Annotated in this window: 13 protein-coding genes and 2 pseudogenes; all 15 read left to right on the top strand. The window is 37.5% G+C overall.

Annotated features, from left to right (window positions below):
- Position 1 precedes the first annotated feature (1 nt).
- The 15 genes and pseudogenes from fadE (at position 2) to topA (ending at position 15,188) form a co-directional block, all read left to right on the top strand.
- On the top strand, positions 2-1,210 hold the full coding sequence (gene fadE, locus EHW89_RS04630; RefSeq protein WP_003029666.1) for an acyl-CoA dehydrogenase FadE: 1,209 nt from the start codon (positions 2-4) through the stop codon (positions 1,208-1,210).
- 96 nt (positions 1,211-1,306) lie between these two features.
- Entirely contained in the window at positions 1,307-2,155 is an 849-nt protein-coding gene (locus tag EHW89_RS04625) for a 3-hydroxybutyryl-CoA dehydrogenase (protein ID WP_126466961.1), read from the top strand.
- A 15-nt stretch (positions 2,156-2,170) separates the two neighbouring features.
- The gene (locus tag EHW89_RS04620) at positions 2,171-3,349 is read left to right on the top strand and encodes an acetyl-CoA C-acetyltransferase (protein ID WP_106384752.1); all 1,179 of its coding nucleotides are present in this window, start codon (positions 2,171-2,173) and stop codon (positions 3,347-3,349) included.
- A gap of 299 nt (positions 3,350-3,648) precedes the next feature.
- Positions 3,649-4,428 carry an enoyl-CoA hydratase/isomerase family protein gene (locus tag EHW89_RS04615; protein ID WP_126466959.1) on the top strand — a complete coding sequence of 260 codons (780 nt, stop codon included), beginning with the start codon at positions 3,649-3,651 and terminating at the stop codon, positions 4,426-4,428.
- A gap of 18 nt (positions 4,429-4,446) precedes the next feature.
- A complete protein-coding gene (locus EHW89_RS04610) occupies positions 4,447-5,169 on the top strand; it encodes a CoA transferase subunit A (protein WP_003024444.1) in 723 nt (240 codons plus the stop codon).
- 1 nt (position 5,170) lies between these two features.
- Entirely contained in the window at positions 5,171-5,824 is a 654-nt protein-coding gene (locus EHW89_RS04605) for a 3-oxoacid CoA-transferase subunit B (RefSeq protein ID WP_003029671.1), read from the top strand.
- Positions 5,825-6,012: 188 nt separating this feature from the next.
- Positions 6,013-6,927 (top strand): LysR family transcriptional regulator, encoded by a 915-nt coding sequence (locus tag EHW89_RS04600; protein ID WP_022525128.1) that lies wholly within the window; start codon positions 6,013-6,015, stop codon positions 6,925-6,927.
- A 15-nt stretch (positions 6,928-6,942) separates the two neighbouring features.
- Complete coding sequence (locus tag EHW89_RS04595) at positions 6,943-8,055, top strand: acyl-CoA dehydrogenase family protein (protein WP_126466957.1); 1,113 nt, start codon at positions 6,943-6,945, stop codon at positions 8,053-8,055.
- A 3-nt stretch (positions 8,056-8,058) separates the two neighbouring features.
- Positions 8,059-8,976, top strand: a complete 918-nt coding sequence (locus EHW89_RS04590) for an MBL fold metallo-hydrolase (protein WP_126466955.1) — start codon at positions 8,059-8,061, stop codon at positions 8,974-8,976.
- A 127-nt stretch (positions 8,977-9,103) separates the two neighbouring features.
- On the top strand, positions 9,104-9,955 hold the full coding sequence (gene ylqF, locus EHW89_RS04585; protein ID WP_126466952.1) for a ribosome biogenesis GTPase YlqF: 852 nt from the start codon (positions 9,104-9,106) through the stop codon (positions 9,953-9,955).
- Positions 9,942-10,724, top strand: a complete 783-nt coding sequence (locus EHW89_RS04580) for a ribonuclease HII (RefSeq protein ID WP_126466949.1) — start codon at positions 9,942-9,944, stop codon at positions 10,722-10,724. The genes ylqF and EHW89_RS04580 overlap by 14 nt, the downstream gene beginning before the upstream one ends.
- Positions 10,721-11,548, top strand: a pseudogene (locus EHW89_RS04575) (PRD domain-containing protein). The gene EHW89_RS04580 and the pseudogene EHW89_RS04575 overlap by 4 nt, the downstream one beginning before the upstream one ends.
- A pseudogene (locus tag EHW89_RS04570) lies at positions 11,538-12,084 on the top strand (sugar O-acetyltransferase). The pseudogenes EHW89_RS04575 and EHW89_RS04570 overlap by 11 nt, the downstream one beginning before the upstream one ends.
- Positions 12,085-12,166: 82 nt before the next feature.
- Positions 12,167-13,009 (top strand): DNA-processing protein DprA, encoded by an 843-nt coding sequence (gene dprA, locus EHW89_RS04565; RefSeq protein WP_003030240.1) that lies wholly within the window; start codon positions 12,167-12,169, stop codon positions 13,007-13,009.
- A gap of 85 nt (positions 13,010-13,094) precedes the next feature.
- Positions 13,095-15,188, top strand: coding sequence for a type I DNA topoisomerase (gene topA / locus EHW89_RS04560; protein ID WP_126466947.1), 2,094 nt, complete (start codon positions 13,095-13,097; stop codon positions 15,186-15,188).
- The last annotated feature ends 23 nt before the right edge of the window (positions 15,189-15,211 follow it).

Raw genomic sequence — 15,211 nt, 5'->3', positions numbered from 1 at the left:
TATGGCAACTAAAGAAGAAATTTTACGTGAATTATATCCTGAAGATCTTTTTCACTATGCAGACGGTTTGACACTAGGAGAAGCAGAAGTCTTACAAGAAACTCGTCGTTTGATTGAAAAACATCTTCGTCCTGTGATCAATGAACATTGGGAAAAACCTGATTTTCCATTTGAACAATTTTACGCAGTTGCCAAAGGCGCTCAAATTATGAACAATCCTAAATTGTTTGAGGGACGTGAAGGCAGCTACAAACCATCAGAACTTTATATCGCATTCCTTTACTTGGAATTGGCTCGCTTTGATACATCAATGGCTACATTCTATACTGTGCATGGTGGACTTTGCTATAACACAATTTTACTCGGTGGTGATGAACGCCAACAAAAGGAATTTCTTCCTAAATTAGCAGCATTTGATTGGCAAGGATGTTTTGCTTTGACAGAACCACTTTCTGGTTCAGACATTGCAGGTGGGCTTGCAACAACTGCTGAACGTGTAGGAGACAAGTGGATTATTAACGGTGAAAAACGTTGGATTGGTGGTTCAGATACAGCTGATGTTATTCCAGTATTTGCTCGTGACGTTGCAGATGGCAAAATTAAATGCTTTATCGTTCGCAAAGGAGCTCCTGGTTACGATGTAGAAGTTATTCAACATAAAATTGCACTTCGTTGTGTTCGAAATGGTCATATCACAATGACAAATGTTGAAGTTCCAGACTCAGACCGTTTGGTAAACATCAATGGTTTTGAAGATGTAGCTCGTATTCTTACATTTACTCGCGCAGATGTTGCTCATATTGCCATGGGTATAACTTGCGGTTCGTTTGTTGCAGCATTGAAATATACTACAAACCGTCAACAATTTAAACGTCCAGTTGCTAAATTCCAAATCATTCAAGAAAAATTGGCTAGAATGCAAGCGAACGCTGTGGCAGCTATTGCTTACTCAGTTCGTCTTGCTGAAATGCAAGAAGCTGGCAATGAATTAATGTTAAATTCTGCCCTTGCTAAAATGCATAATTCACTCGTTATGCGCGAAACTGTTGCCCTTGCTCGTGAAGTAGGCGGAGGGGATGGAATTACTCTTGAAACCGATGTTGCACGTTTCTTTGCAGACGCTGAGGCTGTTTACACTTATGAAGGTTCTCATGAAGTCAACGCTTTGATTGTTGGTCGTGAAATTACTGGCTTAGGTGCATTTGTATAATGACAAAGCAGGAACGGTTGAAGAGTATTCATCATTCAATCGTTCCTATTCTTTCATTTTAAACTTTATAATGTTAATATTAGATAGGAGAGAAAATTGAATATTTCAAAAGTGATGATCATTGGATCAGGTCAGATGGGAAGCGGTATTGCACAAGTCTTTGCCCAATCAGGCTTTACGGTGTATTTGAATGATATTAAAGACGAATTTGTTGAAAGAGGGATTGGAAATATCACCAAGCAATTAACACGTTCTGTAGAGAAAAGGCGTCTGTCAGAAGCTGATAAAAATAGTATTTTGAGTAAGTTGATTCCCTCAACCTCATACGAAGATGCAAAAAATGTTCAGTTAGTTATTGAAGCAGCTACTGAAAACCGAGACATTAAGTTGAGTATTTTTAAACAATTAGATGAATTAACAACACCAGAAACAATTTTAGCGTCAAATACATCATCTTTGTCCATTACAGATATTGCAGCTGCAACTGTACATCAAGAACGAGTTATTGGTATGCATTTCTTTAATCCTGCTCCCGTTATGAAATTGGTCGAAGTGATCAAAGCACTTCAAACATCAGAAGAAGTAGTCAAAACTGTTCGTGAATTGACTGAAAAAATCGGTAAAACAGCAGTTGATGTTAGAGATTCTTATGGTTTTGTTGTAAATCGAGTGTTGATTCCGATGATTAATGAAGCGATTTTCATTCTTGGAGAAGGAGTAGCATCGGCTGAAGAAATTGATGAAGCGATGAAGCTAGGAGCTAATCATCCTATTGGACCATTAGCATTAGCTGATCTGATTGGTTTGGATATTTGCTTAGCTATTATGGGAGTGCTGAATAATGGATTTGGTGATCCGAAATATCGTCCTGCTCCATTGTTGAAAAAAATGGTTGAAGCTAATAAACTTGGACGTAAGACCAAGGAAGGTTTCTTTAAATACTAAGATGAGGAGCAAGAAATGAAAGAAGCAGTTATTGTATCAGCAGTTCGTACACCATTAGGTTCTTTTGGTGGAAGTTTGAAAAATATTTCAGCTGTTGATTTGGGAAGTTTGGTTATCAAAAGCGCGCTGGAACGAGCAAATTTGAAGGCTGAACAAGTTGATGAAGTGATTATGGGAAATGTTTTAGGGGCAGGACTTGGTCAGAATGTGGCACGTCAAATGAGTGTCAATGCAGGTATCCCTGTATCTTCTCCAGCATTCACAGTCAATAAAGTATGTGGTTCAGGGCTTAAAACTGTTCAGTTGGCTGCACAAGCTATCCTTTGTGGAGATGCTGATATCATCGTAGCGGGTGGTGCTGAAAATATGAGCCAAGCACCATATGTGCTGCAAAATCAACGTTGGGGCTCTCGTATGGGAGACTCTAAAGTTGTTGATACTATGTTGCGCGACGGTCTGACTGACGCCTTTAATGATTTCCACATGGGAATCACAGCTGAAAATGTTGCTGCACAGTATGATATTTCTCGTGAAGTTCAAGATGCTTTTGCTGTGCAATCTCAACAACGTGCTGTGGCAGCTATTGAAGCTGGACGTTTCAAAGAAGAAATTGTTCCAGTGGTTATTCCACAAAGAAAAGGTGAGCCAATTATTTTTGATACGGATGAATTTCCAAGAAAAGATGCCTCGTTAGAAGGTTTGGCTAAATTGCGTTCTGTCTTTAAAGAAGGTGGAACTGTCACGGCTGGTAATGCTTCTGGTATCAATGACGGAGCAGCAGCAGTTGTTGTCATGAGTTCAGAAAAAGCAAAAGAATTAGGCATCCCCGTTTTAGCAACTATTAAATCATATGCTAGTGCGGGCTTAGATCCAAAAATCATGGGTTGCGGACCAATTTATGCTTCTCGTAAGGCACTTGAAAAAGGTGGTTTTACAGTTGAAGACCTTGATTTGATTGAATCCAATGAAGCCTTTGCAGCTCAAGCGTGTGCTGTCGGAAAAGAGCTGAATTTTGACCCAGAAAAAGTAAACGTCAATGGCGGAGCCATTGCACTTGGTCATCCAATTGGAGCATCAGGCTGCCGTATTCTGGTTACTTTGTTGCATGAAATGGAAAAACGCGATGCTAAACGTGGTCTTGCAACTCTTTGTATCGGAGGAGGAATGGGCACAGCAGTCATTGTAGAACGTTAAAAATAATTACCTACTAAATTTAATTTACCATTTGATTTTTTTACTCTGTCAAACAAATTCTATCTAAGACGTTTATCTTAAATGATTCTTAGTAGAATTTGTTTTTTTATTTTGAAAATCAAAAAGTCTTAGTATTTTTTATAACTCTATAAGTTAAACTTATAGAGTTATAAATTAAGATTAAGTAGACGAGAGTAGAAAAATGAGATATCATAGCATTGTAAGCTCTTACATTTTGGGTTCAAGTATTTGTTGACACTGTACTTAATATTTCAAATTTTATAAGTAGGAGCATTAAAATGAGTAAAACTGTTTTACTAGAAGTAAAAAACAGCATCGGCTACATTACGATTAATCGTCCTGAAGCATTAAATGCTTTGAGTTCTCAAGTATTAACTGATCTGAATGATGTTCTTGATCAAGTTGAACAAAGTGAAGAAATCCGTGTTGTGATTGTAACAGGGGCAGGAGAAAAGGCATTTGTAGCTGGAGCTGATATTAAAGAAATGGACGTGATGTCGCCAATTCAAGCTTTTGAATATATGACATTTGCAAACAATACTTTTACTCGACTTTCTGACTTACGTCAACCAACAATTGCAGTGCTCAATGGGTATGCACTTGGCGGAGGAATGGAATTAGCACTTTCGACAGATATCCGTATTGGATTTGAAAAGACAGTTGTTGGCTTTCCAGAAGTTGGCTTGGGCATTATTCCGGGATTCGCTGGTACTCAACGTATGTCTCGTTTGATTGGAACAAGCCGTACGAAAGAATTGATTTTCACTGCTCGTACAGTGAAAGGTCAAGAAGCCTACGAACTGGGAATTCTTAACAAGTTGGTTTCAGCTGAAGAACTGTTAACTTCAGCTGAAGAATTGGCTGCTGCAATTATGAAAAATGCACCGTTAGCAGTAGAGAAAGCTAAACATGTTATTCAGGTTGGTTCTGAACTTCCACTTAAAAATGCTATCAGGCTCGAAACTGAAGCAGAAGCATTATTATTCTCTACAGAGGACAAAGTAGAAGGGATGCGTGCTTTTGTAGAAAAGCGCAAGCCTGTTTTCAATCGTAAGTAAATAAGTGGAGATATTGGTATGCAAATTGTAACATTATCAGAAGCAATTTCTAACATTAAATCTGAAGATATTGTAGGTATCTCAGGTTTTCTTGGAGTGGGTGAGCCGTTTGAACTCATTGAAGAATTGGTTCGACAAAATCAACAGAACTTAACAATAGTATCTGTTGTTACCTCACAACCGGGTAAAGAGATTGGCGTTGGTCGCTTGTGTGAAAATCACCAAGTTAAAAAATATATCGCAGCTCATGTGGGAACTTCCGCTGCCGTACAACATGAATATTTTAGTGGCGATATGGAAGTTGAATTCACACCAATGGGAACCGTGGTTGAACGACTTCATGCTGCGGGTGCTGGTTTGGGAGCTGTTTTGACTCCGACTGGCGTTGGGACTATTTTGGAAAAAGATTATGAAAAAGTAGCTCGCAACGGCAGAGAATATCTTGTTTATGACCCTTTGAAAATTGATGTTGCTTTGATTAAGGCTACCAAGTCAGATAAATATGGCAATTTATACATTGATGGGACAACTAAAAATATTTCATTGCAGCTGGCTCTTGCAGCAGATACAGTGATTGTTGAAGCTAATGAAATTGTTGAAGTTGGGGAAATTGATCCTAACGATGTATATATTCCCGGAATTCTTGTAGACTATGTTGTTAAAAGCTTGACTTCTAAAGAACATCATAAAATGATGGGCGACCTCTGGATAGAGACTAAAAAATTGGCAGGGGTAAATTAATATGAAATCAAAAGAAATTATTGCAAGACGTGTAGCTCTTGAATTTAAAGATGGAGATGTCATCAACCTTGGTTTTGGGATTCCGAACGCTTCTGCTGATTACATTCCTGAAGGCGTGAATGTTATCCTTCAAGCAGAAAATGGTGCTCTTCGTTTTGGTGAGACACCAACAAAAGAAAACTACAATGCGAATCTGGCCAACTCTGGTGGAGCCCCCATTACTCTTTTACCGGGAGCATCTTTATTTGACCTTCAAACGTCGTTTGCCATTATTCGTGGAGGCCACGTTGATGCTACGGTTTTAGGAGCGTTAGAAGTTAGTCAAGATGGCAGTATTGCGAATTGGATTATCCCAGACAAGTTTGCTCCAGGGATGGGAGGCGCTATGGACCTTCTGGTTGGTGCTAAAAGGGTTATCGCGGCCATTCAACATACTACCGTTGACGGCAAATCAAAACTGCTGAAAGAATGCACACTGCCCTTATCAGCTAAAGAAGTTTTGGATTTGGTCATTACAGAATTAGCAGTATTTGGTTTTCAAGATGGGAAATTCCTTTTGAAAGAATTAGCTCCCGGTGTCTCTTTGGAAGAAGTTCTTGAAAAGACAGAGGGCGAAGTAATCGTATCAGATGACTTAAAAACAATGTCTATCTAGTTAAATTATCAAGCAAATATAGCTACTGTTTGCCATAAAGTGTGTTACTATATGCTTATAACGAACTTTATTGATGATAAGTTTTTAATCAACCTATTAGCAACTGATCATCTATATTAAAAAGATCAGTTGCTATTTTATTCCTGACAAATTATATTACAAATATTGAAAGATAGGAGACGATGAACATGGATATTATTCAAATGACTTACTTTATCAATATCGTCGAATGCGGATGTAATCTTTCGATTGCTGCTAAAAAAATTCATATTAGTCAATCTGCTTTGAGTCAATTTGTCACAAATTTTGAAGCGACTGAAGGACTGCAGCTTTTTAATCGTAGAAATGGAAGATTAGAAAGTCTGACAGAAGCTGGTGGGAAAATTTATCGTTTTGCTACGGAAATTGTCAATCGTCATGAAGAAATGCAATCCATGATTCATATGGAAGCGCAAAAACAAAAAGGAACTATTAATTTAGGCATTCCTTCTCTGATTTTGCGTGTTTATTTTGCTAGTGCTCTTCCTAAATTTTTCAAGGATAATCCGCACATTAATATTCAAGTCGTAGAGGGAGGCAGTAAGGATTTACGCCAAAAATTTCTTGAAGGTGATTTAAATTTTGTTTTATTGATTGAGCCGACTAATTTAGATGCTAAAAAGTACGAGCAATATATTATACAAGCCGATGAATATGCAGCTTATATGGATAAAAATCATCCTTTAGCAGATAAAGAATTTCTTGAATGGAAAGACATCGCTGCTTATGATTTAGCAACATTTAATAAATCATTTACTACTTATGAATTAGTAGCTGAAAAATTAAAAAATAAAAAGATAGAGACAAATTTTACATATTTATCATCAGCATGGGATTTTTTAACAGAGTCTACGTATAAGAATGATATGATTGCTATTTTACCTCGTCCAGTAGAATATTTTGTGGATAAAAATAAGTTTAAAGCTGTTCGTTTTAAAGATCCGATTCCATTTAATATCTGGTTCTGTAGGTCGTATAAAGCAAATTATAATGAAGTTGAAGCATACGTTTATGAAGAACTTTTGAAAGGTTACTATCAGCCTATTTCGAGCCTTGATACCTAACAAAGGAGCAAATCGATGTCAAAAATTAGCACTATAGCAGCTATGATTGATTCATATACGAATACAGCAATCAAAAACTATGTAAAATCACATGATGAATCAACTTATTTTCCAAAGGAAATATGGGATGAGTTGACGAACGAAATGGATATATTTTTGCCCATTTTATCTGAAGAGAATCACACTTTAAGTTCTGATTTCATCACATTTATCCGAAAAATTGCTAATGAATTTGCTGCTCTTTCAGCTATTTTATTAACACAAGGTTGCTATGGAATTTATTCTATTTTGAATTTTGGGACAGCAGAGCAAAAGGAATTATATCTTGAAAAGTTACTAAAAGGTCAGTACATGGCTGGATTAGGATTTTGCGAGTATAAGCATCTAAAGGGGCTAGAAGATCTTGAAACGTATGCAACAAAGACTGAGCAGGGATGGTGTCTCTCAGGGAAAAAGGCGATGATTTCCAATAGTAGCGTTGCAGATATACTACTGGTTTTGGCAAAAGTAAAAGAACAAGGTAAGGTGGAGAAGTACGGACTCTTTATTGTTGATCCAAAAGATTCGGATGTGCTAATTGGTGAACAGATTGAAAAACCGGGCTTGATAGGTCTTCCTTTGAGTTCAGTCACGCTGAAAAATGTCTTGCTTCCGGAAAACGCCTTATTGGGAGACGAATTAGCTGGGGATGTCCAATTTGCGAACATCATTAAAAATATGCAACTTGGCTTAAGTGCTATTGCATTAGGTGTTGCTGAGGGGGCTTTCAATAAAGGTATTGAATTTGCAAAGGTGAAGAGAGGATTTGGAAAGCGTTTGATTGATGTGGAAATTCATCAAAATAAATTTGCTGATTTATACAATAAATTATGCTCTGCAGAAGCTTATTTTGATTCTTATCCTAGTCAAATTGAAGAAGATGCAAAATTTGTTTCTCGAATAAAACTGTACACGACGAAAGTTGCCATTGAGATATCCGATGAAATCCTTCGACTAATTGGTCCTTTACAAAAATTCGACAAGGTTAATATCAAACGTTATTTAAAGGATGCAGAAACTATTGAAAACTATGGAAGATCTGGAAATTCTATCAGAAGAGAAATTGCCGAAAGGTGGCTAAAGGAGTAAGAAATGGCAGAACTCGCTCTACAAGAGTATCAATTTGGAGACATGAAATTAACTTGGTTACGTGGAGTTGACAAAATGACAGATGCAGGCACTTTATTTGGTCCTGTACCAAAAGTTGTTTGGTCACGCTATTATCCAACAACTGAAGAAAATATGATGGTTGAATTAACCGATCCAATATTGATTCAATACAAAAATAAAAATTATTTAATTGATGCAAGTTTTAACACTGCGAAACTATCTGATAAACAAAGACGAAATTTAGGGATTTTATCTGAAAGCAGAATTGAAGAGAGCTTGGAACTTTTAGGTTTGACTCCTGAAGATATTTCTTATGTGTTGATGACTCACATGCATCACGATCACTCTGGTGGATTGACAAAATTAAATGAAAATCATCAGTTGGTTTCAACTTTTCCCAATGCTAAGATTTTTGTAAATGATATTGAATGGTACGAGATGATGAACCCAAATAATCGGACTAAAGGGACTTATCTCAGAGAAAATTGGGAACCTATTCAACATCAAGTGGAGACATTTACGGAATACTTAAATGTCATACCGGAAATTCAAATGGTTCATACTGGTGGTCATAGCAATGGTCATAGTATCATTTTGTTGAAACAAGGAAATGAAACCATGATTCATATGGCGGACTTGCTTTTAACTCACGCGCATCGCAAGCCTGTATGGGTCGCTGCTGTAGATGATTACCCCATGCGTTCCATTATTGCAAAAGAAAAATGGCTCAAGGAAGCATTTGAAAATCATTATAAATTTTTCTTTTACCATGATCAATTTTTTGCTGTTGTAGAATTTGACCATGAAGGGAAAGAAATTGTTGACTATGTGAAACGGATTCGCGAACCAAGACTTCCGTTTACCGATAAACAGGATAGAAAGCCTGCTTTGTATCATTAAAATTCAAAAATTCGAAAATTGCCTTTTGTTTTTGAAAGGTGATTTTTTGTTGCATGATTTATCAATGCGGATTATTTAAAATTCTGATATAATGAAAATGTTAGAATACTGTAAGAAAGAGGTTTTCATGGCAACAATTCAATGGTTTCCAGGACACATGTCAAAAGCTAGGAGACAAGTACAAGAAAATATCAAATTTGTGGATTTTGTGACAATTTTAGTAGATGCGCGTTTGCCATTATCTAGTCAAAATCCTATGCTAACTAAAATCGTGGGAGAGAAACCCAAGCTTCTTATTTTAAATAAGGGGGATTTAGCTGATTCTGATCTGACGAAAGAGTGGCGAAGATATTTTGAAAGTCAAGGTATCAAGACCTTGGCAATCAATTCTAAAGAACAATCAACTGTTAAAAAAGTCACAGAAGCAGCTAAGTCATTGATGAAAGAAAAAATTGCTCGGCAAAAAGAACGTGGGATCCAAATTGAAACATTGCGAACCATGATTATCGGGATTCCTAATGCCGGAAAATCCACACTGATGAACCGTTTAGCTGGGAAAAAAATCGCTGTGACTGGAAATAAACCAGGTGTTACCAAAGGGCAGCAGTGGCTCAAATCTAATAGGGACTTGGAAATTTTAGATACTCCAGGGATTCTCTGGCCTAAGTTTGAAGATGAAAAAGTTGCTTTGAAACTCGCTTTAACAGGAGCGATTAAAGACGATTTGCTTCCAATGGATGAGGTTACTATTTTTGGAATCAATTATTTCAAAGAACATTATCCAAAGGAACTTCAAGAACGATTCAAGCAAATGGACTTGGAAGAAGAAGCACCGGAAATCATTATGGATATGACACAAAAATTGGGCTTTCGAGATGATTATGATCGTTTTTATCGTCTTTTTATCAAAGACATTCGTGACGGTAAATTGGGACGTTATACTTTGGATACTTTAGGTGAGATACATGGCAACAATTAAAGAGATTCAAGAAATCTTATCTGAAATAACAGACATAGAGAGTCCTGTTTTTGAGCAATTTCGAGATGATAGTCGGGCTGGTGTCCACAAGCTCATTGTGAAACGTAAAAAACAAATTCAAGCTGAATTGAACGAATACCGTCGTTTGGAGCAAATGTTACGATATGAAAAGGAGCTTTATGCTACTGGTTGCCAATATATCGCTGGGATTGATGAGGTTGGGCGTGGCCCCTTAGCAGGTCCTGTTGTGGCAGCGGCAGTTATTTTACCTAAAAACTGTAAAATCAAAGGTCTCAACGATAGCAAGAAAGTTCCCAAGAAAAAGCACAAAGAAATCTATCAAGAAGTGCTCAAACAAGCAATTTCAGTTGGTATTGGTATCAAGGATAATCAAGTTATTGATGAAGTGAATATCTATGAAGCGACGAAATTAGCTATGCTAGAGGCGGTGGGAAATCTTGAAGTTGCTCCGCAACATCTCTTGATTGATGCTATGCAGTTAGATGTTCAAGTTCCGCAAACGTCTATTATCAAAGGAGACGCCAATTCGCTGTCTATTGCGGCCGCTTCAATCGTAGCCAAGGTGACTAGAGATCGCATGATGACAAATTATGAGCTAACTTATCCAGGTTATGACTTTGCACACAATGTTGGTTATGGAACCCAGCATCATTTAGAAGGATTGAAACGAAAGGGAATCACTCCTATTCATCGGACAACCTTTGAACCAATTAAATCCATGCTTGAAGAAGTCGAGGACAAGAGATGATTATTACTAAAATTTTAAATAATAATGTGGTCATTTCTGAAGAAAACCACCAAGAAGTAGTGTTGATGGGACGTGGACTGGCTTTTGGATGTAAAGCAGGAGAGGATATTCGGGATAATCTGATTGAGAAAAAATATGTTTTGTCAGAAAACAAGCGTGAATTATTGTTAGAATTACCTGCTGACATCATAGAAATGGCTGATAAAATTATCACTTACGCACATGCAAAAATAAATAAAAAATTGCAAGATGGTGCTTTTTTAGCGATGGCTGACCACCTGTATGGTGTGGTTTTACGTATCCAAGATCATTTCTTTATGAAAAATTTCCTCATGTGGGACATTAAGCGATTTTTTCCTGACGAATTTGAAGTTGGCAAGTATGCCAATCAATTGTTGGGTGACTATTTAGGGCAAGATTTACCTTTGGACGAAGCAGGTTTTATGGCTTTGACCATTGTCAATGCTGAATTAGATAATGGCAATGTAGCCGCTCAAGATTTGACGCAACTAATGGAAGAAATCATGACAATCGTCAAATACAGCTTAAAGATCTCATTAGATGACGAGGATATTTATGTTTAACGCTTTATTACGCATCTGAAATTTTTTTGCGAACGTGTTTTAACGGACACCGGACATCAGGAGTTAGATGACAACGATATGTTTGATTTACTGAAAATTAAGTATCCATCAGCTTATGAAACAGCAACAAAGATTACCCAATATCTCAAGCAGACGCGAAATTATCAGACGTCTGATGATGAACAAATATATCTAACCATTCACTTATCAAGAATGAAAAGGAACGTCAATGAAAACTGAATATGAAAAAATGATTGCAGGAGAATTATACAATCCGCAGGATTCCGAATTACGAAAATTGGTAACACGTTCTCGTCAATTTCAATACGCATTTAATGCAGAACAGGACGGTAAAAAAAGAAGTAAACTCGTAAAAGAATGGTTCGGCTCAACTGGTGAGAACATTTCGATGAAACCAAACTTTGTCTGCGATTATGGTATCAACATTCATTTAGGAGAAAATTTCTATTCTAATTGGAATTTGACCATGCTTGATGTTTGTCCGATTATTATTGGAAAAAATGCATTGTTTGGACCAAATTGTCAACTTCTGACTTTTAGATGCACAAGAGCGCATATCAGGCGTAGAGTACGGTGCACCAATTACCATTGGCAATAATTTCTGGGCGGGTGGCGGTGTAACGATTTTGCCTGGAGTAACATTGGGAGACAATGTCGTCGTTGGAGCAGGCTCGGTTGTTACCAAATCTTATGGTGATAATGTTGTTTTGGCTGGAAACCCGGCTCGAATTATTAAAGAATTAGATAAAATGTGAAAAGCGAGAAATTCTCGTTTTTTTAATTCCTTTTACGAATAATATAAGTGAAGTGTAATTAAAAAGTAAAAGGAATGATAAAATGGATAATTTTGATATTTATAAATTAAAAGAAGCTGGCTTGACCAATCAGCAGGTCATCAATGTTCTCTCGTATGCTGAGATACAAGAAAAAGAATTATCGGTAAAAGATATGGCAGTTGTTTCGGAATGCCGTAATCCTGCTCTTTTCATTGAAAAATATCTGCAGCTAGATGATGATTTATTACGTCAAGAATTTGAAAAGTTCTCATCCTTTTCTATCTTGGATGATGTGTATCCTTGGGATTTGAGCGAAATTTACAATCCGCCCGTTCTTCTTTTTTATAAAGGTAATTTGGATTTGCTAAAATTACCTAAAGTAGCTGTTGTAGGAAGTCGGAATAGTAGCCGAGTAGGCAGTCAATCCGTTCAAAAGATTATTAAAGAGCTAAGCAATGAATTGGTTATCGTGAGTGGTTTAGCACGCGGAATTGATACCTCGGCTCACATGGCAGCATTGCAAAATGGTGGTCGAACAATTGCAGTTATCGGAACGGGTCTAGACGTTTTTTATCCAAGGGCGAATAAAAAACTCCAATCGTATTTGGGAGAACATCATCTAGTACTTAGTGAATATAGTTCTGAAGCAGAGCCATTAAAATTTCATTTTCCAGAGCGTAATCGGATTATAGCAGGATTGTGCAGAGGGGTTATTGTTGCTGAAGCCAAAATGCGCTCAGGAAGTTTAATTACTTGTGAGCGCGCAATGGAAGAAGGACGAGATGTGTTTGCTATTCCAGGGTCAATTTTAGACGGCAGAAGTGATGGCTGTCATCATTTGATTCAAGAGGGTGCAAAGTGTGTCACATCAGGCGCTGACGTACTTTCTGAATTCCAATTTTAAAACAAGTTCTCCTATAAGAGAATGTTACTAGTTGACATCTTAAAAAAAATAGTTTAAACTCTATGAGGTTTATTACTTTTAGAAGGTGTTTACATTGGTAACAAAAACAAAGAAAAAAACAGCAATGAAAAAAAATCTGGTGATTGTAGAGTCGCCAGCTAAAGCAAAAACAATTGAAAAATATTTAGGGCGGAACTACAAAGTTTTAGCCAGCGTTGGACATATTCGCGATTTGAAAAAGTCTACCATGTCCATCGATTTTGAAAACAACTATGAGCCAGAATATATCAATATTCGCGGGAAAGGTCCTCTTATCAATGATTTGAAAAAAGAAGCTAAAAAAGCGAAACAAGTCTATCTTGCAAGTGACCCGGACCGTGAAGGAGAAGCTATTTCTTGGCATTTGGCTCATATCTTAAATCTGGACGAGACAGATAAAAATCGTGTTGTTTTCAACGAAATCACGAAAGATGCAGTAAAAAATGCTTTTAAAGAACCGCGCCAGATTGACATGGATTTGGTAGATGCTCAACAAGCGCGTCGTGTCCTTGACCGTATTGTGGGGTACTCTATCTCTCCAATTCTCTGGAAAAAGGTCAAAAAAGGATTGTCAGCTGGACGTGTGCAATCTGTTGCCTTGAAACTCATCATTGACCGTGAAAATGAAATCAATGCTTTTAAGCCGGAAGAGTATTGGACGATTGACGGAACTTTCAAAAAAGGAACTCGTCAATTTCAAGCCAGCTTTTATGGCATGAATGGCAAGAAGATGAAGCTTGCTACCAACGATGATGTAAAAAATGTTCTTTCTCATATTGAAGGCGATGAATTTACTGTCGAAAGCGTTGAGAAAAAGGAACGCAAGCGCAATGCTCCGCTGCCTTATACCACATCATCTATGCAGCAGGACGCTGCCAATAAAATTAATTTCCGAACTCGTAAGACCATGATGGTTGCTCAGCAACTTTATGAAGGAATTAATATCGGATCTGGTGTGCAAGGTTTGATTACCTATATGCGTACAGACTCCACTCGTATTAGTCCGGTAGCTCAAAACGAAGCTGCAACCTTTATTACAGACCGTTTTGGTGAGAAATATTCTAAACACGGGAGTAGAGTCCGAAATGCTTCTGGCGCACAAGACGCCCATGAAGCGATTCGTCCGTCAAGTGTGTTCAACACACCTGAAAATATCGCGAAATATCTAGATAAAGATCAATTGAAGCTATACACGCTGATTTGGAATCGTTTTGTGGCTAGTCAAATGACTGCAGCAGTATTTGACACTATGAGTGTGAAGTTGGAGCGAAACGGTGTTCAATTTGCTGCAAATGGTAGTCAAGTTAAATTCGACGGTTATCTAGCTATTTACAATGATTCTGATAAGAATAAAATGTTGCCTGATATGGAAAAGGGTGATACAGTGAAACGGGTCAACACCAATCCTGAACAGCATTTCACACAACCACCTGCTCGTTATTCTGAAGCGACCTTGATTAAGACATTGGAAGAAAATGGTGTCGGTCGTCCGTCAACTTATGCACCAACAATCGAAACTATTCAAAAGCGCTACTATGTCAAATTAGTTTCTAAGCGCTTTGAGCCAACTGAATTGGGAGAAATCGTGAATTCTCTGATTGTTGAATTTTTCCCCGATATTGTCAACGTGAAATTTACCGCTGATATGGAAGCTAAGCTAGATGATGTAGAAGTAGGAAAAGAGCAATGGCAAAAGGTCATTGATGAATTTTATAAGCCATTTGAAAAAGAAGTTGCAAAAGCAGAAACTGAAATGGAAAAAATTCAAATCAAAGATGAACCTGCTGGATTTGACTGTGAAGTCTGTGGAAGTCCTATGGTTATCAAATTGGGCCGTTATGGTAAATTCTATGCATGTAGCAATTTTCCTGACTGTCGTCATACTCAAGCGATTGTCAAAGAAATCGGTGTAGAGTGTCCTAAGTGTCACAAAGGGCAAATCATTGAGCGCAAAACCAAACGCAATCGCCTTTTCTATGGCTGCAATCGCTACCCAGATTGTGACTTTACTTCTTGGGATAAACCGATTGGTCGCTCTTGTCCGAAATGCGGTCAGTATCTTGTAGAAAAGAAAGTTCGTGGTGGAGGCAAGCAAGTTGTCTGCAGCAATGGGGATTACGAAGAAGAAAAAGTAAAATAAGTTAAAGATGTTTACGTAATTTA

Origin of the sequence: Streptococcus periodonticum (genome assembly GCF_003963555.1) — a bacterium.
GTDB classification, from domain to species: Bacteria; Bacillota; Bacilli; order Lactobacillales; family Streptococcaceae; genus Streptococcus; species Streptococcus anginosus.
The sequence above is the reverse complement of the archived record's forward strand: the minus strand, read 5'-3'. Positions and strand labels throughout refer to the sequence as shown.

Coding starts and splice junctions, on each gene's coding strand:
- EHW89_RS04615 (WP_126466959.1), top strand. CDS start 3,649: ATGAGTAAAACTGTTTTACTAGAAGTAAAAAACAGCATCGGCTACATT.
- EHW89_RS04605 (WP_003029671.1), top strand. CDS start 5,171: ATGAAATCAAAAGAAATTATTGCAAGACGTGTAGCTCTTGAATTTAAA.
- EHW89_RS04620 (WP_106384752.1), top strand. CDS start 2,171: ATGAAAGAAGCAGTTATTGTATCAGCAGTTCGTACACCATTAGGTTCT.
- EHW89_RS04600 (WP_022525128.1), top strand. CDS start 6,013: ATGGATATTATTCAAATGACTTACTTTATCAATATCGTCGAATGCGGA.
- ylqF (WP_126466952.1), top strand. CDS start 9,104: ATGGCAACAATTCAATGGTTTCCAGGACACATGTCAAAAGCTAGGAGA.
- EHW89_RS04580 (WP_126466949.1), top strand. CDS start 9,942: ATGGCAACAATTAAAGAGATTCAAGAAATCTTATCTGAAATAACAGAC.
- EHW89_RS04610 (WP_003024444.1), top strand. CDS start 4,447: ATGCAAATTGTAACATTATCAGAAGCAATTTCTAACATTAAATCTGAA.
- EHW89_RS04590 (WP_126466955.1), top strand. CDS start 8,059: ATGGCAGAACTCGCTCTACAAGAGTATCAATTTGGAGACATGAAATTA.
- fadE (WP_003029666.1), top strand. CDS start 2: ATGGCAACTAAAGAAGAAATTTTACGTGAATTATATCCTGAAGATCTT.
- dprA (WP_003030240.1), top strand. CDS start 12,167: ATGGATAATTTTGATATTTATAAATTAAAAGAAGCTGGCTTGACCAAT.
- EHW89_RS04595 (WP_126466957.1), top strand. CDS start 6,943: ATGTCAAAAATTAGCACTATAGCAGCTATGATTGATTCATATACGAAT.